The organism is Caloranaerobacter sp. TR13 (genome assembly GCF_001316435.1).
Lineage (GTDB): Bacteria > Bacillota > Clostridia > Tissierellales > Thermohalobacteraceae > Caloranaerobacter.
This window is the reverse complement of record NZ_JXLL01000002.1, coordinates 56059-78348: the sequence shown is the minus strand read 5'-3', so window position 1 is coordinate 78348 and position 22290 is coordinate 56059. Positions and strand designations below refer to the sequence as shown.

Below are 22290 nucleotides of genomic sequence, written 5' to 3'. Positions count from 1 at the left end.
TATTACACACCCACATTTTCTATTAAAGTTCTAACTTTCCCATTCCATTTATATCTAAGAACTGCTACTTCTTTTGCATTATTAGGTCTTAGAAGTTCGCATATAGACAGCGATTTAACAGTATCGTAATCTCCCCAAAGAATCTGTGAGTTTATTATAAAATTCAATTCTAATTCACTTAATAATTTAAACATATCTCTTATGTTGTTCTCATCTACTCCAGCAAATGCTTCGTCTAATGATATTATCCTAGGGCAATCTTTTCTGGCCCCCTCATATTTAGCATATACTGCTGAAAATAATGGTACATACATAGCCATAGCTTTTTCTCCACCACTAAACTTATAAAAGGCATTATTTGTAAGCTCTCTACTTTTTTCATTCGTCCTCTTAAAGTACAGTCTAAACTCAAACCATTTACGATAATCTAAAACTTCTTTCATTATTTGATGAAATGTCTGTCTTGTTCCCGTTTCAAAAGCAGTTCTTCTAGCCTCTTCAATCTTAGACCTAAAATGAGCAGATAGCTCATTTATCTCTCCCTCAGTAAGTAAATTCCCATCTTTCATCAACAGTTCAACTAATCTACTTGTATCTAATTGGTCTTCAGTCTCTTTAGCTTTACTCTTCCATTTAAGATTAAAAGATAATCCACTAGAAGTATTCATACCTTCCATAAGTCTATTCATCTTTTCAACCCAAGACTTACTATGATAAATCTTGGCTCTTATCTTTTTGCTTATACTTTTTGTTAATATATCTTCAAAAATTTTTCTGTCACTTTCTCTAAGCAAGCTCTTGTTTTCATCAATTCCCTCTTGTATATAATCTAATAATTGATAAAATCCGATATATTTTCCTCTAATCTTTGCCTTAACCACATATCTTTTTTGTCTTAAAACAATTTCTGAAACATCTGGGTCATCTATTTCTTTATTAAAGATAATCTCAATTTTTGGTGAGTATTCAGTTAGATACTGTCTTATTTCATAGAACTTATTATGCAGATTGTTTAAATAATCTTCTCTATTTTTATTTTTGTCTTCAAAATATTTCAATTCGTTATAAACGCTCTTTGCTAATTTGTAAATATCTCCTATATCATCTGTAAAAACTAACCCTAGCAAATATTCTTCTCTAAAACCGGTCTCAAAAATGTTATTTATCTTCTTTTGAAGTTCTATATCTTTATTTATCTCATCTAACTTCTGAATAGTCTGCTCTAATTTAGTTTCGGCTCTAGCTCTTATTCCTGTAAGTTCTTTAATTCTATTTGGTATCTTTCTTAAAAGTTCAATACACTCATTTATTTCTCTTTCTATTTCTTTATAATTCGTCAATTCTAACTGTTCTTTATAGTTTTTTAATCTGTCTTCACTTTCTTTAATTTTTCTATCTATGTTATTAAGGTCATATCTTAAATTATCTATATCTATGTCTATTTCTTCTTTACTCTCAATAATATTACTTCTTGTTATCAATGTTTGTAAAAGCTTTAAATGTTTTCTCTCTAATTCGTTTAATAAATCTATATATTCTCTTATACATTCTTCTGCATTCTCATATGCCTCTAGATTTACTAGTAGATTAATATTTAGTGTAAGCTTGTGTATATTTTGCTTTATTATATTTAATTCCTGATAAGTATTGTCTAATATTTCCTGTTTCTTATCTAACTCCTTTGATATGTTTTCAAAATTTAAAGTCTCTTCTCTCACAGTTTGCAATGCAGTTTCTAAATCTTTTTTATTTGGAAAATTATTGAATTCATCTTCTAAATTTTTAAGTTTATGATTTATTATCTCTATTTTTTTATCTATTTCTTTGATTTTGCACTCAATTTCTTGTTTTTCGATTGTCAATCGTTCTAATGTTTCTTTTCTAAATCGCTTTCTTGCAGTTGAGCCAATATATTTTGCCCTGTATTTATTTGTAACTTTTCCTCTTATTATTCCTATTCCATATTCTCCATTATCTCTTATATATGTGCCTTCATCAGTATAGTCCATTAAAATACTCTTTACAGCATTATCTACATCTTCTATTGTAATCCCATCAATATCAATCTTTTCAATGTGCAGCTTGCTAGACAACTCATAAGTAAGATACTTGGGCGATGGAAAAATATATTTATCGGCCATATCTTCATCCATTTCAAGAACCTTATCTCTATATCTAGATGGAATTATCAGTGCATCCAATATCCCCATTTCTAATAGCGTTTCTTCTAATCTTCCTCTTTCTTCTTCTGTAAGCTCTTCTCTAAAATCTACAGCCATATAAAAAGGAATGAATGGTATTTTATTCTTTCTCAACCTTTCTCTATTTAACAGTACTTTTTCCTCTCTTATTGGCTCTGGGTCTCTTTTTTCTTCCCATTCTTTTATTTCTTTTGACTTTTCTTCGTATTCTTTAATGTATTTATTCTTGATTAAACTTAAATCCTGTTTTTCTTCTTTTAATAAATCTTCGACTGTATTATACTCTTTTCTAACTAAAGCCAAAATGTCATCAAAGCTAGTTTTATCTCCATAGGTATTAACAGCTTGAGAAATATTGCTTAATGCATTATTATCTATTTTAAAAATACTATTATTTTTCTCCCAATTATAAATATGTTCTATAAACTCTTCCTTGGTTTCTGAAAACAATAAATTTGCACTTTCTAATCTCTTTTCTACTTCTTTTTTGTTTCCTTTTGTCTTCTCAAAATCTTCAAAAGCTTTTTCATAAGCCTCTCGCTTAACTTTTTCCTTTTCTAACTCTCTTTTTATTTTTATTACTTTATCCCTATAAGCTTTAACCTGGTCTTTTACATAATTAAATTTGTATTCACATCTTATATCTTTTAATAATTCTTGTTTCATATAATACTGTTCATCAAATTTCATTTCATCGGCTAATGAGTCTAACTCTTCGATATCTTCACGTATTTTATTAATACTATATGCTTCATCTTCTTCTAATTTTTTAATTTTCACATAAAGTTCTCTTTCTCTATCTTTCTTCCTTTCAAGTTCATCGGCTTTTTTGTCTCTTTCCTTCTTAAGATCGATCAATTCTCTTTCTAAAAAAACTATTTTCTCTTTTAGTCCAAAACTGTCATGCTTTCTTAATTCTTCTTCCTTTAACTTCAAATTATTTTGTTGTATCTCAAGTTCCTTGATATTTTCAGTAGCATTTAAAATTTCTTCTTCATAATGGTTCTTTTTCTCTTCTAGTTTACTCTTTTCTTTTATTAGACCTTTCAATTCATCATAAGAATTGACATAATCCCTTGCCTTTTCAAACAGCACAAAGCTGTTATATATTTCATACACTTTCTTAAGCTTCTTTGCCTCTCTACTAGATAGTTCTAGTTGTTCTAACTTGTTTTTTATGTTATCCATATTCTCTATTGCTTCAGACATTGGTCTTAAATCATCTTCGGAAAGTGGCTGTAGAGAATTATTAAGTATTTCATATATTACTGTAGGTTTAAATTCTTTTGAAAGCTTAGGTGTTCTAAGCTGAATAAGTAATTTTATAAGTTCATCATAATCTTCTAGTTCATCAAAACCAAACAAATATTTATTAACCATAGCCATATAATCTTTTTGTCTAGTTTTTACTTCGCCACCATCACCTATCCTATTTTCTAGTTCTTTTTTGCTAAGTGGAACCTTCTGATCAATCTTCTTATATAGAAAGAAGTCTTTTCCGATTCTTCTACCATCAGTAATAACAAATCCCCAAAAATCTAGGCTCTTTCCCTTTTTAGCCTTTAACCCCATACCTATAGTTAAGTAGTTCTCTGTCTTTTCTTTCTTAAATTCCATGTATATATAACTTATATTCTCATCTTTTCCTAAATCTTCATCACCTAATACATAATTTTCTAGTTTTCTAGCTCTTGAACCAAATGGATCTAATCTATCTGGACTTTTATTTCCGTCTAGTAAAAGTGGTATAAAACTCTGCATTGTTACTGATTTACCTGAACCATTAGCACCTCTTAATAAGAGCTTTCCATCAGAAAAATCAAACTTCTCATCATCGTAGTACCAAAAATTTATTAGTCCAGCTCTGCTTATTATCCACCTATTATTATCCAACTAAATCATTTCCTTTCTCTTTATTGTTAAAATCTTTAGGATAATCCCCGACAATTTTGCCAACTAAAGGTAATATAATTATCTCATTGCTATCATTATCTTCCATTAACATACTAAAATCCTTCATGTAGCTTATAACCTCTTTAGATAACTTTTCTAACTTCATCTCTCTATATTCCTTACTCCATCCCATGCTATATCTCTGTTTTGCTTCTTTAATAAGATCGTCAAATGTAGTTTTAAGTATGATTATAATGTCCTCAGTATTTTTTGAAAGTTCTCCTTTTTTCACCTTAGCCACTATAATTTTATTCACCTGCAAGACTATATCACTAATTGCTTTACTTTCAGGAAATGAATTCTTATATCTCTTTTCTTCATCTAATACTAAAAATGTACCATTTTTATGAACATGTAAATCCATTTTCAGGTATTTTTCTAAATCAAATTGTATCATATTTCTATAATTCTTAATATACAGATAATCTTGATCATCTTCTCCATCTCTGTATACGGCAGGAGACATTATTATCCTTCTATATACTCTATTTCTTCTTATCCGTCCTCTATCGGTATCCATATCTAACCATTCGTCTTTTTCTAAATCTTCTAATGTACTATACTTTAGTATGTTGCCTGAAAAGTTTCTCATAAAATATTTAGAATTTCCTGTATTTTCATATAGTACTTCTGCTAATTCATCATTATAAAATCTTTCTTCATTCCCATCATTAACTTTTATAATTCCAATATCTATAGCAAATTTCAATACTTTAATCAAATGTCTTCTATGCGAATATAATGTCCATTCTATTTTCTCATCACCTGGAAAAGCTCCTTGAATAAATTCTGTAAGCTGTGAAAGTAAAAACTGCTCTTCTTTTTCCTTATCTTCTAAAAACATTAATAGCAAACATAAGAAAGTATACTCTAGGCTATTATCAAATGTGCTTATTCCCATCCAAGGCTCTGCTTTCCCAGGGAGTTTTTCTAACTTTATTAAATCTGAAGTCATTATTATTTGATAACCTAATTTTTCCGATATAAAATTTCTGAATTTCGGAATAGAATCTCTAATTCTATAATATTTATCTTTGTCTTTATCTTTAAGTATCCAATATTCATCTAATAATTCTCTTAACTCATCCATATATCATTCTCCTATTCAAACTTTAAAATATAAGACGGCATTTCAAGCTGCCCATCTTCACAATTTAAAATACACCGTTCATTACTTTTTGGTTTTATTATTTTAAATATTCGTCCGTCTTCTGTTTTTGCCTTTCCATTCGGGGAACTGTTTGCCCTAGATATCCATTTTAAAATGGTTGTCCTAACATAAGGCTCTATTTTAGGAAGTTTAGATATATCTATCTGGTCGTTAATTATATATCCTTCCATTATTTTTCTTTCTTGATTTCGCTTTTCTATAGCTTCCTTTAGTATTTTCTTCTTTTTGTCTGTATTATCTTTAATCGGCGTCCTATCTCTCTTTTCTCTGTAAGTTCTAACCCTAGGTTTTATTATAACTTCGTATGGCTTTTCATCATATACTCCACTATTTATGCTTTCTGTTTCTCTATGCATATCTATTCTTATATGTTTTGTATAAGGTATTCCAAAAGCATATGCTGATATCATATGAGCTGTATCTATATCTTTAGCTTGTAGGAAAATGTTACAAAGTTTTTTATATTCTTCTTTTCTGTTTGCAGCTGTATTCCTATTTTCTACTATCTGAAATGCATATCTTGTTATTTTTCTTATTATTTGATTTGTAATATCAAACAACTTTGAAGCTTCACTTTCTTGAAAATTATTCCCTAAAAACCATTCCGTGATACTTGTCCATCTACCTAAAACATTCTCCTTAATATCCTTTTCTGCCACTTCTGTATCTAATCTAGGAATTGATTTGCTATACTCAATAATTTTATCAAGCACTATTTTTTCTGTAATCTCATCTATATCTTTAATTATAGATTCTATTGCATAAGAATTTTGCTGTAATCCTTTTACAAAATCTCTTAAATATTCAATAAATTTATCTTTGAAAACTAAAAATTGCTGAGTCTTCATCATCTCTTCTGCTTTGACACTGTTTAAATGTCTGATATAATCTTGATAATTCTGATTTAGTCTCTTAAAATCCTCGTTTAGCGACATCCACCAACTTCCAACTTCTTTTATGCCTTTATCTTTCATATCTTTAAATTTTTCTAACTCTTTTTTAAAACGTTCTAGTAGCGAAGGCTCTAATGAAGCACCTTCAACTTTCAAGTTTTCAAGTTTTAATATCATTCTTTCGATTTCAACTGTATAGTCTGTTATTTGATATCTAAATTGTTTATTTTTAAATTCTTCTATTGTAGAAGCTTTTGATGTATCTTGAACAGCATTTAAGTTTTTCCACTCAACTAAAACATCTAAGTCCTGCCTGCACTGCTCTATTGTATAATCCTTAAATACAACATGCTTCTTCAATTCTTCAAATACTTCTTCTTTATATATCCAATATTTCATTTTTTGTGCTTGTAAATAAAAATATCTGATTATTGCTCTATATCTCCAAGCATTTTCAACTGTTAAATATTTTGTTTCTGTCACTTGTTTTAACAGCTTTTCGTTTATTTCCATAACTTCACCTTTTCTATTTATATTCTAGAAATATAGCAATTTTTTCTATGATTATTATATAATTATTGCTAATTTTATACAATCTAAACATAAAAAAGCTGGCAAAATAACTGCCAGCCAATTCTATAAATAATATTTTAACCTGCTAATTTTTTCTTAATCTTAAAAATATCTTGTTCGTTTTCAAACTCTTTATGTTTTATAAATTCAATATCATCAGTAATTTTATCTAATTTACCATTAACCTCAATATGTCTTTGTGCGTTCTTTGCTTCTAAATCATCAAGCTTATTCGATACTTCATCTAATTTTGTCTCAAGTCTTACTTGTCCTTGCTTTAATTCGCTTATATCTTCCTGCATCTTAACTTGGTTTTCTTTTAAGCTGCTTATATCTTCTTGCATTTTGCTTATATCTTCTTGTATTCTAACTTGATTCTCTTTTAAACTACTTATATCTTCTTGCATCTTAGCTTGATTCTCTTTTAAACTACTAATGTCAGATTTTAAATCTTTTAATTCACCTAATATCTGTTTTAATAATTCATTCACCATAACCCCGACCTTTCTCTATTCTCAATTTTTTAAAAACAATTCTGAAAGGGTTTCTTGTTGTTATATTTATAATATACCAATTAAAAATTTAAAGCAATAACATTTATACTAAAAAACTAAATACTACTTTTCTCTACTTGCTTTACTCCTAGTCTTTTATTCATATATTTCATTACCATCAATACTAACACGAGCATTATTCCTGCTAATATTAAATGTGTAGTAAATATATCTGTCGAATCCTTCAATATACCCATTAATGGCAAGGTTACGGCTACAGCAATATTGGTTACTAAACTTTGAAAAGAAAGTATTGTAGCTCTTTTATCTGACGGTATATGCTTGTTTAAATATTTAGTTGTAACTGGTCTGTAAAGTCCTCTAGCCATTTGCTGCAGCAATATTGCTAATACACCTATCCATACTCTTATAACTCCTAGTAAAGCAAATGATATTATTATCAAAAATGCCATAAATGATAAAGTTCTAGGTTTAGTTTTTTCCATTATTAAGTGACATCTTTTAGAAGTTATTGCAGCAACAATATTGAAAATAAAAAATATTATACCAAAGTACTCAACAGGTATTTTAACACTCTCCATATAGGGTTGAAAATACCAAAACCCAGCTCTATAAAATATAAAGAAAATCATTGAAAATAGCATTATTGCTTTAATTTTCTCATGTCTTACAATATATATTCCACTCTCTTTAATCTGTTTTAAATAATTACTGCCATATCTACCCTTTTTCTCTTCTATTGAAGGCTCGATAAAATTCAAAGTAATAATTACAGTTATAAACATAAACCCAATAGAAATATAGAACGGTAAAAAGATATTCACTTTATATACAAATCCTGCAATAATAGAACCTAAAGCTTGAGCATATAGAGCTAATGACCTTGCATAACCTTCTATACTCTGAAATTCTCTTTCTCTTCCTATAGATTTTAATGAATCATATATCAAAGCAGTATCTGCTCCAGATTTCAAAGTAGCCCCTAAACTAAAGGTTATTTCAGCTAGCATAAAAGCTGGGAATTTAGTTCCTAAGATATATATTAAAAGGCTAGTTGCCCATAATATTGCTCCTATAAGCATACTAACCTTTCTTCCAAATTTATCTGCAAAAGCTCCTGTAGGAACTTCAAACACGACTACTGAAATAGCAGCTATAGACTGTAACAGCATAATTTCTGTAAAAGACAACCCTTTTGCAATAAAAAATAATACTATTATAGGTCCTAATATTAAAAGGTCTGCAAATATAGAGTATATGTAGTATGTCTTTATGTTTCTTGTTATACCCATTCCCCCACCCCCATATAAATGTAAAGTATTAGAAAAACCCTTTCTGGTTATTAAGTCAGTATGTTATCACAAAAATATATTTTTGTAAATATTAAATTTTTTTCAACATAAAAAAGCTACTGAATAAACAGTAGCTTTACATCGGCAGTTTTTCATTTAAGAAAAATACTGATAAAGTCCCAGGTCCTGAATGCGCACCAATAGCACATCCAACTATATTTACAATAAACTCTTTACATCCAAATTTTTCTCTAATCATATCTTCAAGTTTTTTAGCTCCTTCTAAATCATCACCATGATTTATACCTATAACTTGGTTAGATAAATCTACGCCTCTTTCTTCCATTATTTCAATCATTCTTTTAAATACTTTTTTTCTACCTCTAACCTTTTCAATAGGAACTAATTTCCCATCTTCTACGTCCAAAATAGGTTTAATATTTAGTAAACTACCTACAAATGCAGCTGTACGGCTTACTCTACCACCTCTATATAAATACTCCAAATCGTCTACAGTAAAAATATGTTCCATATGCTGTGAATAAAAATTAATTGCGTTAACTATTTCTTCTTTTGACTTTCCTTCCTTAGCCATTTGTGCAGCTTTATATACAACTAAACCAAAACCTACAGAAGCACATTTCGTATCGATTATTTCTAAATCAAAATCTGGATATTCGTCGAGCACTTCATTTTTTGCCATTAAAGCCGATTGATATGTACCAGATAATCCAGATGAAAAAGCAATATAAATTACACTTTCACTTTTCTTTGCATACTCTAAGAAAACTTTTTTAAAAGTAGCGGGAGGAATTTGTGCCGTCTTATAGACTTTACCATTTCTCATATTATTATATAAATCCACTGGATTAAGTGTTTCACCATCTAAATATTCTTTATCTTCTAAATAAACCAATATAGGTACTACACGAATATTATATTCATCTATGATATTTTTAGGTAAATCACATGCACTATCAGTAATTATCCTAACTGTCATTTAACCACCCCTTATATTTTTAGTTTTATTATATTATATACTTTTTAAACTTTAAAGTAATTTATTAATTGTAATTAATTATATTCAAATATAATAGATTTAACATAGAAAAAAACAGAAGGAAAAACCTTCTGTCAAATATTACACTACCTTCTTCTTATCCAAAAACTTAAACTGTGACATAAATAAATTGTAATAAATTCCTTTCATTTCCATAAGCTCATTATGATTACCCATTTCTTTAATCTTGCCATCATCAATAACAAATATACGGTCTGCTTTTTGCACAGTTGAAAGGCGATGGGCTATGACAAAAGATGTTCTACCTTTTAAAAGCCTTTCTATCCCTTTTTGAACCAGCCTTTCTGTGTGAGTATCAATACTAGATGTTGCCTCATCTAAAATTAAAATTCTCGGATCTGCAAGTAATGCACGTGCAAATGCTATTAGTTGTCTTTGCCCTACAGATAATCTTGTTCCTCTTTCATTAATATCCGTATCATACCCTTTTGGCAATTTCATAATAAAATCGTGAGCATACGCAGCTTTAGCTGCCTTAATTATTTCTTCATCAGTTGCATTAAGTTTACCATACCTTATATTTTCCTTTATTGTACCTGAAAATAGGAACGTATCCTGAAGCATAATACCCATCTGACTTCTTAAGGTTTCTAATTTGACATCTGAAACATTGTGTCCATCTATTAAAACTTCTCCACTATCTACATCATAAAATCTTGCTATTAAGTTTACTATTGTTGTCTTACCAGCTCCAGTTGGACCTACCAATGCTATTGTTTCTCCAGCCTTAACACTAAAATTTATATCCTTTAAAACAACATCACTTTCATCATAGCTAAAATGAACATGTTTAAATACAACATTCCCTTTTATTTTAGGCATAGTCTTAGCACCTTTTTTGTCTTCTATATCAGGCTTTATATCCATTATTTCGAATATTCTCTCTGCTGCTGCCATATTTGTAATTAAGTTATTATAAAAATTGCTTAAATTCATTATCGGTCGCCAGAACATTGATATATAACTTGTGAAAGCAACTAAAAGCCCTACACTAATCTCTCCAGTATTTAATAATTTTACTCCGTACCAAAATACTATTACTGAACCTATTCCCCATGAAATCTCAACTGATGGCCAAAATAAATCACTTGATCTTACTGCCTTGACAAATGCCATCCTAAGTTCTGTCAGTATCTCATTAAATCCTCTACTAGTCTTATCTTCAACAGCAAAACTCTGTATAACTCTAATACCAGAGAATTTTTCATGAATATACCCTTTCATATTGGAGTTCTTTTTCCTAAACAACTGCCATCTCTTCCTACAAGTAACCTCTATCAAAAACATAGACACTAATAACAACGGTAGTGTTACAAGAGATACTAAAGCTAGTTTTAAATTCATAGAAATCATTATTACTACAACAGCTATTAAAGTAACTAAATCCGGAATTAGATTTGTAACGCTACTCGTAAATAAATTGTTTAAAGAGTTCACATCCCCAATAATCCTAGCAATAATCTTTCCATTTGGTCGACTATCAAAAAACTCAAATGATAGTTTTTGTATATGCTCATATAGCTGATATCTTATAGTAACTAATATATTATTAGTTACCCTAGCCATTTTCTTAATTCTCCATCTAGAACAAATCATAGAAACTATATTAACTAGAATCATTAATCCTCCCAATACGAAAAGCCCTTTTATATCCTTATCTACTATATATTTATCTATACCTAATCTAAGAAAATATGGATTAATAAGATTGACTCCAATAACAGCTCCCATTAAAACAAGCACTTGAAAAACTTGAATTTTATATGGCTTTAAATATGAATATAATCTTTTAATAATATCTATCTTTACAATTTCTTTAAGCTTTTCATCTTGTCTTACTGTATTTTTAGCCATTATATCACCTCCTGCGTCTCTGTATAAAGACCCTTTGTCTGTTCAAAATATGTGTCATAATATTTTCCCTTTTTCTTTAGAAGCTCCTCATGTGTGCCTCTTTCAATAATCTCTCCGTTTTCCAATATAATTATTTCATCAGCATCTTTTACTGCTGAAATCCTATGAGCAATTATAAATTTAGTCAATTTTTTTCTATTTTCTATAGCTCTTTCAATTTTATATTCTGTTTCCATATCTAAAGCCGAAGTTGCATCATCTAATATCAAAATCTTTGATTCTTTGGCCAATGCTCTTGCTATAGAAATTCTCTGTTTTTGTCCTCCAGATAAGCCAACACCACGTTCACCTATTATCGTATTAAATCCATCTTTCATTTCCATAACAAACTCATATATTTGTGCATCTCTTGATGCCCTGACTATATCTACATTTTCGGTATCTTTTATTCCAAATTTTATATTTTCTTCAATAGTATCTGAAAATAAGAATACATCCTGCATTACTACTGATATTTGATTTCGTAAAAAGTTAAGATCAATATTTTTTATATCTACACCATCTAATAGTATTCTTCCTTCAGTGCAATCATAAAATCTTGGTATTAAATTAACTAATGAACTTTTTCCTGCGCCTGTAGTACCCATTATCGCAATTGTACTACCTGGTTTTGCATCAAGATTTATATTTTTTAGAACCTTTATTCCATCATATTCTAAAGATACATTTTCAAATTTAATGTGTCCTTTGACAGATTCTAGTACTATAGGATTTTCAATATTTTTAATGGTAGGCTCCTCTTTAAATATTTTATCAAGCTTCTTCAAAGAAGCATTGCATTGTCCAAGTATATTAGTAAGCCATCCTAGCATTCTCATAGGCCAAATAAGCATAAATACATAAAAATTTGCCGCTACTAATGTTCCTATTGAAATATCTTCTTTAATTACTAGTAGACCTCCAACTGTTATTATTAAAACACTTGTCGCATTTGATAAAAACTCTATAACAGGATGATATTTAGACCAGATATCAGCCTGTTTCACGTTTAATTTGTAATTTTCTTTATTTTGACTTAAAAACTTTTCAATCTCATGTTTTTCTCTAGCAAATGCTCTAACTAATCTTACTCCCGCTACATTCTCCTGAGCCGTTGTATTCAATAAAGCACCTTGATCACTTATCTTTTCATATACTTCACCTATCTGTTTTTCTAGTGTTACAGCAAGATATGCTATTAATGGCATTGTAGCAAGGCTTAATAAAGCTATTTTCCAGTTTAATGTAAATAACATCACTGTAGCCACTATAAAGTAAATAATTTGTTCAACAAATAGCATGATACCAAAACCTAAAGCCTGCCACACATTGTCTACATCTTCAGAAAGTCTTGCTAAAATTTCACCTGTATTCATACCATCAAAATATGAAAATGATAAAGTTTGTATATGGTCAAATAAATCTTTTCTAAGTGCTTTAACTATTTTACTGCTAGTTATATCAAATAGATATTCTTTAATATATCCCAAAACAGCTCTTGATAAAGTTATTCCAACAAGAGCTAAAAGTAATTTCCCTAAAACTTTAGTCTTGCCACCAATTATAACATCATCAATTATAATCTTAGTTAATCGTGGATTAAACATATCAAGAGTCATAGCTATTATCATTGAAAGCATAGCTACTAAATAAAACCATTTGTATTTTCTTATATACTTCCATATTCTCTTCAAATCAATTCCCCCTTTTATACAGATAGCCCCAAAAAAGAATAATAAGCCATAGGAAGACCCATGGCTAAATTATTGTGGTATATAAAAAGGCCATAGGGAAAATACCCTATAGCCTAATTTCCACTCTAAGCATATATATCACTCTAACTGTATATATTTAGCTCAGACCACCACTAATAGGTAAGGTAGGGCTATCTTCCTTGTTCATAATGATAGTTATATTATTTTGTAATTCTCTGCCGTAAACCATTATTATTTTAATCATAAGTCCTACCTCCCTTTCATAATTATTTGGTTACTTTTTAATAGTAAACCATTTTGTTCCAAAAATCAATATTTGTAATTAAATTGTAATATTTACTAGATAGCACCTATTTCATATTCAACTATAATAAGTCCTTTTCTTTCCTTTCTAAGCATTGCACAAAAACGAGCATACTTTCCATCTACTCTTTTAACCACCGGAGTTAAATAACATTCTGTTGTATTACCTTTTTTATAAAAATCTCTATAAGGCTCATAGATTTCAAACAAATTCAATCCTATACTATCTTTCTCTGTTGCACTAACTATTACTCCATTTTGATCAGTAATCTGAAAATTATCTATATGTAAGTCATCGGCTATCCTTACGCAGTCTTCTACAGTTAAGTCATCTCTAATAATTTTACTTAAAATCTTAATTTGATTTCTTAATATTTTATCAGTAGTATCATCTGCTACATATTTATAAAGTTCTTTTGCTATTATATCCAGATTATTTACAGATTTTGATAAATCCATTATGTTATCTTCTAATAATTTCATAGCATTAAAAGACTCATTTGTACAAGCTACTGTATCATTTGTTCTTTGAGATATAGAATCTATATTTTCAATTATGTATGAAATGTTCTCCTTAAGATCACTCAATATATTGAAAGAAGCTTTTACCTTTTCTTCTGTAACATGAGAATTAGACTTTATCTCATCAAATACTTTCTTAGAGTCTTTGGCTTTTTCAAGTGCCTCTTTAGTAACTCTTCTATTCTCTTCTGTAGTTGATATAGCACTGTTTATATTATCGAATATTTCCATTACAATGCCTTCTATCTCTTTAAGTGATTTTGTAGTGTCTTCAGATAAACTTCTAATTTCCTCAGCAACAACTGCAAAACCTTTTCCTGCTTCTCCTGCTCTAGCACTTTCAATAGCTGCATTTAATGCCAATAAATTTGTCCTTTTGGCTATATCATTAATAGAATTTACTATTTCTATTATTAATTTTGACTTATCTCCTAGCTCTTTTATTATGCTAAATAAATTTTCCACAGTACTTTGTACTTCATAAAATTTATCAAAAGTCTGCTGGATTGTAGTCTCTCCTTTTTCTGATACATCTCTAGACTTTATAGATGAATTATTAGCTTCATCTACTATATGTTCAATCTCTTCTATATAATTTCCTATATCATCTAGTTTGATTATTGAATTGCCAACATTTTCTGCATATTCATTATTATATTTAACTACTTTTTGTATAGCATTTGATATCTCATACACTTTTTCATCATTAATATCCATAAATTCTCTTAACTTTTTAGTTAATTCTGAAGTCTTAATTGAAACAGCAATTATTTTTTCAAACATATCTCTATAGTTTAAACTCAAATTATTTATAGCTTTTATAGTCCTACCAACTTCATCATCGCCAAATACTGGTATTCTTAATTTATAATTACCTTCTGTTATTTGATTTAAATAATTTACAATATCCTTATGGCAAGATATAAGCGAAGCATCTACCACTATATACACTGGTACTAGTAGTGTAATAAGATTAACAGCTGATATTATAAATACATTAGAAACTTTAAATAAAAATATTAGTGCAAAATTAGCTAAAAAACCTAATAACATAGTAAATACCAAAGTAATCCTAGCTGATTTCTTGGATATTAATTTGAAAAGCACTTTCTTAAAAACATTAATATCACTCATTTATCCACCTTCCCTTACTGCTTATTAATTAAAAATTGGCAATAGTTAATATTAATTCGACAACTGTTTATAGAAATCCTCTAATTGACACAAAAATAAGTAGCAAGACAATATATGCTTGACTTGCTACCTTATACAAATTAAATTAGTACTATATTCCTATTGTAAATTTTGGCAATCACATGCACTATATTAATATAGAGATGATTGATAAATACAGTTTCGTTAATTAGAATTTGCCAATGAGTAAACTATTGATTTTCTAGTTTCTATTTGTTTTTTAAATAGCTGCCTAAAAATATTATCTCTTACTGAGTCTGATATATTTATAAAACTAAAATCATAGTATTTTTTGGCACCTACACAATATGATTTGTTTATTTTACCAGAAACTACTATGTTGTAGTCATCTTCAAAACGGATTATTACTTTTAATATTTTATCTTCTTCATTATTGTTTATTTCAGAATCATCAATATAGAATGACATAAAGTTTCCACCAATTCTAGTTATATTTATATTGTAGATTTTCTTCGTATTATCTATTAACAATCCTTCTAAATCCCATAGCATACTAAATGATTCTCCAGTAAGCTCTGCTTTAATTTCTGAAATATAAAGTTCGTTTTTGTAAAATTTTTCGATTTTTACATCATATTCATTTACATTTTGATTTTTTTCTAAATACAATCTAATATCTGTAATCTTTGATTTTTCTACATCGTTATCAAAGTCAAATGTTTCAGTCATGAATTTATACTTATCTTCATTTCTAACTAATGTACCTTCAACAAAGTATTCTTTTTCTGATGTTGTAATTAACAATGTTCCCCATATAATAGGTTCCGATAATATTTGCTCATTTATAGCTTTAGATTTCATCAATATTTCAATCATAATTTTTGTGATATTAGGATCGAATTGCTTACCTTTATTTTTAATAAGCTCATTTATAACAAGATTTATCGATTTAGCTTTTTTATATGTCCTATTTGACATCATGGCATCTACTGCATCTGCAACACTTATTATCCTGCTTTCCAAAGGTATTTCTTCTCCCTTTAATCCATCTGGATAACCTGTACCGTCATACCTTTCATGATGATGCTTTGTAAAAATCGCTATTTCATTAAAACTTTCTGTATAATCAAACATATTTTTTATAATTCTATAGCTATATATGGAATGTTTCTTTACCTTTTCATATTCCTCATTAGTTAATTTTGTTGGTTTATTTAATATGTCTGCACTTATATAAATTTTACCTAAATCATGTAATACTGCTGATAGATATAATGTTTCTAATCGTTTTTCATTAAATCCTAGTTCTTTTCCTATAGCTAGTGACCATTGTGCCACATTATATGGATGAGTTACCATATAAGGTTCTCTTTCCCTTATTATTTGAGACATCATATATATTACATTTAGCATTCTTTTTTTTCTAGATATTTTGATATATTCTAACTGATATAGATTTTGTATAATTGATAATTCTCTAGATATATCTTTATCTAAAAATGTACTACCATCAACTACTTTAGTTTTATCTGTACTTCCTAAATATAGACAACCTGTTACTTCTCTAGACTTACTATTTCCAGAAAATAACGGTATATAAATTTCGTTTTCCATTTCTTCAATTAAAGGTAAATAATCAGCTTTGTCATCTTCATTTTTACTTAGAAAAACAATTTGTTTAGTCTTTATTAATAGCGCGAAAACACAGTTGGAGAAGTGCTTTATTAAACGTTTAGAGTCTTTATAACTTACATTATAATCTATGCCTTTTCTAATAAAAACCCTCTCAAATGTAGCATAAGTACTACTTTCATCAAATGCAATTAATTTTGCTACATCGTAATCTAATAATTTAGCAATTCTACTAATCCCTCCATGCAAATATTCTTCTGTCAAGAGCTGACTATCAACTTTAATTAACCTTATCATATGACCAACTCCTCCCTGTGTATGTAAATGAAAAACACCTACTGATAAAGACAAAAACAGTAGGTGTTTTCTACAAATTGGCAGCCTGGCAACCATAGTAAATAATACCTTAGGTCCATAGCTTTGCGTCCCCACCTTTCGATAGGTTTGCCTTTATCAATGTGTAATCGTTTACAATTTTTGTACCACTAAAAACTCAAATAATTATTTTATATCAGTTTCGATGTTTTTTTACAAATTCCTTCTTTTTATATAATTTTTTTACCCATTTTTATAATTTATAAACACATTTTATCTATGCTTAGAACTCCTTTAGCTCTGGTATGAAGAACATAAATATTCCCAATAATGAAACTATAATCCCTGAAATAATAAATATAGTTGAAGAAGCTAATTTATCTGAAATATACCCAAGTGCAGCTAACCCTAATGGTACTATCCCCTGACTTAATGTATTCAATATTCCAAAAAATCTGCCTCTAAATTCATCAGGTACTATTTTTTGAAATGTCGTATTAATAGGCACATTAACCAAAGCATTAACAATTCCTAGTATTAAAATTAAAAATAAAAATATTGCATAAACGCCAAAAGATGAAATGAATGAAAACTTGAAAAATATCAATGGAATACCAAACAGCATCATAATCAAACCATCTGCTATAATACCATTTATCATGAACATATAATATTTTTCTCTAGATGGCAATATCGATAATATAAACATCCCTATTATTGCTCCAATTGGGAATGCAGAACTCAAAATGCCATTTTCCTTAGCCGTTAGATTTAATGTAAACTTTATTGTTTTAGGAAATACTATCTGAAAAATGGGATTAAATAGAAAATTAATTATTAATGCAAATCCTAGTAGCACAACTATAGCTTTCTGCCCCTTTAAAAATACTATCCCTTCTTTAAAATCTTTCCAAAAGCTCCATTCATTTTTATTAATATTATTCATATCTCTTTTAATAGGTGGAATATTTATAAATGTTTCAGATATTCCAGATATAATAAATGAAATTCCATTTACAATAAATATTCCAAAGATACCTATCCAATAATATAAAAATCCTGATATGGCTACACCTACAATCCAAGACAACTGTAAGCTCATACCATCTAATGAATTAGCCTTGTGTAAATCTTTTTCTTCTACTATATTAGGAATTGTTGCACTTACTGCTGGATTAAAAAAAGTTGCGAAAAAAGCACTTATTGCTGTTATTCCAAATAAAATCCATATATTTAGCACATTGAAATAAGATAATAAAGCTAATAATAAAATAAGCCCTCCACGAATAAAATCTGTCCCTACTATAATTTTTTTCCTATCTACTTTATCAACAAACACACCTGAAATAGGTCCAAAAATTATAAAAGGTATTAATGAACACATTCCAAATATGCCCATAAAAAATCCAGCACTTTTTTCACCAACTAAACTCATAATATACCAAGCAACAGCTGCATTATGCAGAGAATTTCCGACATTAGAAACTATTTTGCCGATTATAAGCAGCATAAAATTCCTATTTCTAAGTATATTAGATTTACTTTTTACTACTCTTTCCATGTTATCCCCCCAAATTTCAAGTCTTTGTTTGTTGTTTTGAATTTTAATTTATAATTTTTAAATATTTTATATTATATGTTTAAATATGTCAATATTTATATTAATATTTTTAATTTAACATTTTATATTTTCAATTTTAAGTTTCTTATCCCTGTTCTCTGTCCTCTGTCCTCTATTCTCTATTCACTAATTCCAGTACCCAGTACCTAGCACCTAGTATCTAAAAAATTTGTAATATATTTAATTATCTTCAAATAAATTATAATATGAATATTTACCACAACTTATACATGGAATTTTAAGGGGTGATTATGTGACCAAAATATTTTTCATTAGAAAAAAAATGCTATACACAATAATTACTGTTATAATTGTATTGATAGCATTATTTTTAATCCTTCCAAAATTAATTTAACTGCTAAAAACAAATGAGTCAAGGTAATACCTTGACTCATTTGTTTTAATCTTCATCTTTATACTTCTGTTCATCCTCATTTTTATCTTTGTCTTCTTCCTTATCTTTTTTCTCCTTATTTTGCTCTTTCTTATCATGTTTATATTTATTTTCATCTCTACGTTTAGATTTATTTCTTTCTTCCAGTTTATCGACTTTGTCTTTATTATCTTGCTCTCTCTCATTATCACTAACTGTTAAATCCTCTTGTTTTTCTTCTTTCGGTTTCTCAAGCTTATCTTGATTTTTCTCTTTAGAATATCTTTTTTGATCTTTTTCTATATATTCTTCTATTTTGTCTTTTTCAATCTCTTTTTCTTCTTCATCTTTTTTTATTTCATGTTTTCTAGCTTTCTCAATCTCTTTTCCTTCTAGCTTATCTTTTTCTTTCAATTTATCTTTTTCCTTTTCTTTTTTATCTTTTCTAATTTCTGTATATAATTTGTCTTTATTAAATCTCATTCTTTCTTGCTTTTCATTTTTGAATTTTTCTATTTTTTCCTTTCCAACTTTTCTTTCTAATTCTTCTATTTCTTCTTTATTCTTTTGCTTTTTAGCCTCTTTAATCATTCTCATTATTTCTTTTACTGGCTTTTTAGCAACTTCTTCAAACTTAATATCTTTATTTAAATCAAGCGCTTCTTTAATCAACATTAATTTCCCTGGTGATACCTTATCTTTATTGGCCTTTTTATATATATTAGTATCTCCCTCCATAAGAACCACTTGAGTATTTTTAACCTTTTCCTTAATATGACTATCTATTGACTTATATATCTTTTCATCATCAACTTTATCTTTCTTTTCTGTTATAGTAATAAGTATTACATTTTCCTCTTCAGGTTTAACATAAGCCTCTTCTACTGCCGTATCAATAACTTCATTAATTACATTTTCTATTGGTTTGTTTCTATAATCTTTTATTTTCGCTATCAGTATATTACCATCTTCATTTAGTCCTTTCAAATCTATAACTCTGTTATATAAGTTATAAGCTATCTCTACGCTTGGATTAATGTCCACATTTATATATCCGTAGGGAGTATAATATCCATAAACTCCATATCCTGTTGTTATTAATAGAATAAAAGCAGCTGCCACAGAAACAAATCTTCTTATTATCTGTCTTTTTAATTTTTTATTAGTATCTATTATTATTTCCTGTCCTATATCTAAAGTTCTATTATTTCTGTTTACTTCTAAAAAACTTCCTTCTTTAGTTAATACAATAACCTTATCTTCTTGAATTTCCATAACTATACCTTTCACTTTATCACCTCCAGTCTACATACTCCCTTATATATTGATAATCGCCAATAAGAACTATAACCATTGCTATTATATACTTTCTACCTCTTTCTAATTTTTTTCGGTGTATCGGCATAATTTTCTGTATTTCTTTTATTGGTAATCTTCTAGTAGATAACAAGCTTTGTAATACTGTTGTATCCTCGACTATTTTTTTAGCAATCTCTTTATATAATTTTCTGACCTTATCTTGTTTTGGAGACTCTTTAACTAAATCATAAAAATCTATACCCCAGTCATTCAATTCCTTTTTATATTCTTGTATCTCAATTTTCCTTATCTCGTTTTCTTCTCTATCTCTAAAAACTGTAATAGATTTATCTAAACTATAATTTATATTGCTATTCTCTTCATTACTTTCAATTTCATTAAACAATATAACTTTTTTATCCTTTTCTTTCTTCCTATAATAGTCTATTATTCTAAGACTAATCACCATTTTTGCAAAACTCAAAAATTTACCTTTACTTCTATCATAAGACTCTATAGCTTCTTTAAATGCCATCATACCAATAGTTAGTTCATCATCATATCCGTATTTTAAAAATTTACCCGTCTTTTTTTGAATTGTACTAGCTATAAATGGTTTATATTCCTTAATCAAGTTATTTAATTCTTCAGCGTCTTTTTTAGCTTTTTCTACTCTATCTTCTAGTGATTTTCTAAACAGCATTTTGTCACCTCGCTTATGAACAAAATTAGATGTGACCCTAATATATATTCGGTAAACTAATTTATTTTTCTAAGGAATTGGAATAATTAATTATAGAAACTTTACACTATAAAATTAAATAAAATTAATTTTTTTTGCAAAAAATATATTTAAACTATTTTTATATGGAGGTATTAAAATGAAAAAAACATTTGCTATATTGTTAATTTTAACACTTTTTTTAGTATCCTGCACTGCTCCAAGTAAGAAACCTATACAAATGCAAAGTAAAACTTCTTCAATATTTGATACTGCAAATATTGAAAATATTAAGATAACAGTTGATGACTGTAATGTAAGATCTGGTAAAGGGACTAATTTCCCAGTAGTAGCAAAACTTAAAAAAGGAGATATAGTAGATGTTATAGGTAAATTCGGAAATTGGTATGTGGTGAAGCTCCCTAACAATAAGGTTGGCTGTGTAGCTTCAGATAATGCTAAACCTGTTGTTGTAGAAAATGAAGAAAAGCAAGTTAAGGAAGTTTATAGACTTACAGATGAAGAACAGAGAATGGTAACATTAATAAATAATGAAAGAATTAAAAGAAATCTAAAACCTTTACAAGTAGACAAGGAGCTTACTAGAGTAGCTAGAATTAAATCTCAAGATATGGAGAAAAACGATTATTTTAGCCACTACTCTCCTACTTACGGTAGTCCATTTGATATGATGAAAAGCTTTGGAATTAAATTTTTAGCAGCAGGTGAAAATATTGCAGCAAATCGTTCAATAGAGAATGCTCATAATTCTTTTATGAATTCTAAAGGTCATAGAGACAACATTTTAAATCCTAATTTCACACATATAGGTGTTGGAATTGAAAAAAGTAGTAAATATGGAAATTTGATTACTGAAATGTTTATAAGTAAGCCTAAGTAAAAGCGACTGCGTCGCTAGGTACTGGGTACTTGGTACTAGGTACTTGGTGCTGGATACTGGATAAAGAAATTTAAAATTGAAAATGTAAAATTAGAAATTGAAAATAGCTAACAGCCCCGATAGCTGTTAGCTATTTATTGTTAACTGTCCACTGCAAACTG

The 22290-nt window shown here is 28.4% G+C and carries 14 protein-coding genes and 1 riboswitch; of the genes, 1 reads left to right on the top strand and 13 read right to left on the bottom strand.

The genetic code is table 11. The features are described from left to right. Window positions 1-2: 2 nt before the first annotated feature. From TR13x_RS03530 to sigI, 13 genes are all read right to left on the bottom strand, one after another. Window positions 3-4094, bottom strand: coding sequence for a TIGR02680 family protein (locus tag TR13x_RS03530; RefSeq protein WP_054870520.1), 4092 nt, complete (start codon window positions 4092-4094; stop codon window positions 3-5). Continuing rightward, a complete protein-coding gene (locus tag TR13x_RS03525) occupies window positions 4087-5244 on the bottom strand; it encodes a TIGR02678 family protein (RefSeq protein WP_054870519.1) in 1158 nt (385 codons plus the stop codon). The genes TR13x_RS03530 and TR13x_RS03525 overlap by 8 nt, the downstream gene beginning before the upstream one ends. Before the next feature lie 11 nt (window positions 5245-5255). Beyond that, window positions 5256-6731 carry a TIGR02677 family protein gene (locus TR13x_RS03520; RefSeq protein WP_054870518.1) on the bottom strand — a complete coding sequence of 492 codons (1476 nt, stop codon included), beginning with the start codon at window positions 6729-6731 and terminating at the stop codon, window positions 5256-5258. A gap of 137 nt (window positions 6732-6868) precedes the next feature. Beyond that, the gene (locus TR13x_RS03515; RefSeq protein WP_152912106.1) at window positions 6869-7285 is read right to left on the bottom strand and encodes a hypothetical protein; all 417 of its coding nucleotides are present in this window, start codon (window positions 7283-7285) and stop codon (window positions 6869-6871) included. A gap of 116 nt (window positions 7286-7401) precedes the next feature. Continuing rightward, window positions 7402-8598, bottom strand: coding sequence for an MFS transporter (locus tag TR13x_RS03510; RefSeq protein WP_054870516.1), 1197 nt, complete (start codon window positions 8596-8598; stop codon window positions 7402-7404). Window positions 8599-8734: 136 nt separating this feature from the next. Further along, on the bottom strand, window positions 8735-9598 hold the full coding sequence (locus TR13x_RS03505) for a DegV family protein (protein ID WP_054870515.1): 864 nt from the start codon (window positions 9596-9598) through the stop codon (window positions 8735-8737). Window positions 9599-9739: 141 nt separating this feature from the next. Then, complete coding sequence (locus tag TR13x_RS03500) at window positions 9740-11533, bottom strand: ABC transporter ATP-binding protein (protein ID WP_054870514.1); 1794 nt, start codon at window positions 11531-11533, stop codon at window positions 9740-9742. After that, window positions 11533-13266 (bottom strand): ABC transporter ATP-binding protein, encoded by a 1734-nt coding sequence (locus TR13x_RS03495; protein WP_054870513.1) that lies wholly within the window; start codon window positions 13264-13266, stop codon window positions 11533-11535. Before TR13x_RS03495 ends, TR13x_RS03500 begins: the two co-directional genes overlap by 1 nt. Window positions 13267-13626: 360 nt before the next feature. Further along, window positions 13627-15246, bottom strand: coding sequence for a methyl-accepting chemotaxis protein (locus tag TR13x_RS03490; RefSeq protein ID WP_054870512.1), 1620 nt, complete (start codon window positions 15244-15246; stop codon window positions 13627-13629). Between the two features lie 225 nt (window positions 15247-15471). Further along, window positions 15472-17196 (bottom strand): HD-GYP domain-containing protein, encoded by a 1725-nt coding sequence (locus TR13x_RS03485; RefSeq protein WP_054870511.1) that lies wholly within the window; start codon window positions 17194-17196, stop codon window positions 15472-15474. A gap of 76 nt (window positions 17197-17272) precedes the next feature. Continuing rightward, a riboswitch (cyclic di-GMP riboswitch) is annotated at window positions 17273-17358 on the bottom strand. 139 nt (window positions 17359-17497) lie between these two features. After that, window positions 17498-18775 (bottom strand): MFS transporter, encoded by a 1278-nt coding sequence (locus TR13x_RS03480; protein ID WP_054870510.1) that lies wholly within the window; start codon window positions 18773-18775, stop codon window positions 17498-17500. A gap of 460 nt (window positions 18776-19235) precedes the next feature. Beyond that, the gene (locus TR13x_RS03475) at window positions 19236-20498 is read right to left on the bottom strand and encodes an anti-sigma factor domain-containing protein (protein ID WP_054870509.1); all 1263 of its coding nucleotides are present in this window, start codon (window positions 20496-20498) and stop codon (window positions 19236-19238) included. A 4-nt stretch (window positions 20499-20502) separates the two neighbouring features. Further along, complete coding sequence (sigI, locus tag TR13x_RS03470; RefSeq protein WP_054870508.1) at window positions 20503-21210, bottom strand: RNA polymerase sigma-I factor; 708 nt, start codon at window positions 21208-21210, stop codon at window positions 20503-20505. Window positions 21211-21388: 178 nt separating this feature from the next. Here sigI and TR13x_RS03465 point away from each other — a divergent pair, with 178 nt between their 5' ends. After that, on the top strand, window positions 21389-22129 hold the full coding sequence (locus TR13x_RS03465; protein ID WP_054870507.1) for a CAP domain-containing protein: 741 nt from the start codon (window positions 21389-21391) through the stop codon (window positions 22127-22129). Window positions 22130-22290 lie beyond the last annotated feature (161 nt).

Bases quoted from the DNA above. Each gene is read 5' to 3' on its own strand.
- TR13x_RS03505 (WP_054870515.1), bottom strand. From the start codon at position 9,598: ATGACAGTTAGGATAATTACTGATAGTGCATGTGATTTACCTAAAAAT.
- TR13x_RS03500 (WP_054870514.1), bottom strand. From the start codon at position 11,533: ATGGCTAAAAATACAGTAAGACAAGATGAAAAGCTTAAAGAAATTGTA.
- TR13x_RS03480 (WP_054870510.1), bottom strand. From the start codon at position 18,775: ATGGAAAGAGTAGTAAAAAGTAAATCTAATATACTTAGAAATAGGAAT.
- TR13x_RS03525 (WP_054870519.1), bottom strand. From the start codon at position 5,244: ATGGATGAGTTAAGAGAATTATTAGATGAATATTGGATACTTAAAGAT.
- TR13x_RS03465 (WP_054870507.1), top strand. From the start codon at position 21,389: ATGAAAAAAACATTTGCTATATTGTTAATTTTAACACTTTTTTTAGTA.
- TR13x_RS03515 (WP_152912106.1), bottom strand. From the start codon at position 7,285: ATGGTGAATGAATTATTAAAACAGATATTAGGTGAATTAAAAGATTTA.
- sigI (WP_054870508.1), bottom strand. From the start codon at position 21,210: ATGCTGTTTAGAAAATCACTAGAAGATAGAGTAGAAAAAGCTAAAAAA.
- TR13x_RS03520 (WP_054870518.1), bottom strand. From the start codon at position 6,731: ATGGAAATAAACGAAAAGCTGTTAAAACAAGTGACAGAAACAAAATAT.
- TR13x_RS03510 (WP_054870516.1), bottom strand. From the start codon at position 8,598: ATGGGTATAACAAGAAACATAAAGACATACTACATATACTCTATATTT.
- TR13x_RS03485 (WP_054870511.1), bottom strand. From the start codon at position 17,196: ATGATAAGGTTAATTAAAGTTGATAGTCAGCTCTTGACAGAAGAATAT.
- TR13x_RS03490 (WP_054870512.1), bottom strand. From the start codon at position 15,246: ATGAGTGATATTAATGTTTTTAAGAAAGTGCTTTTCAAATTAATATCC.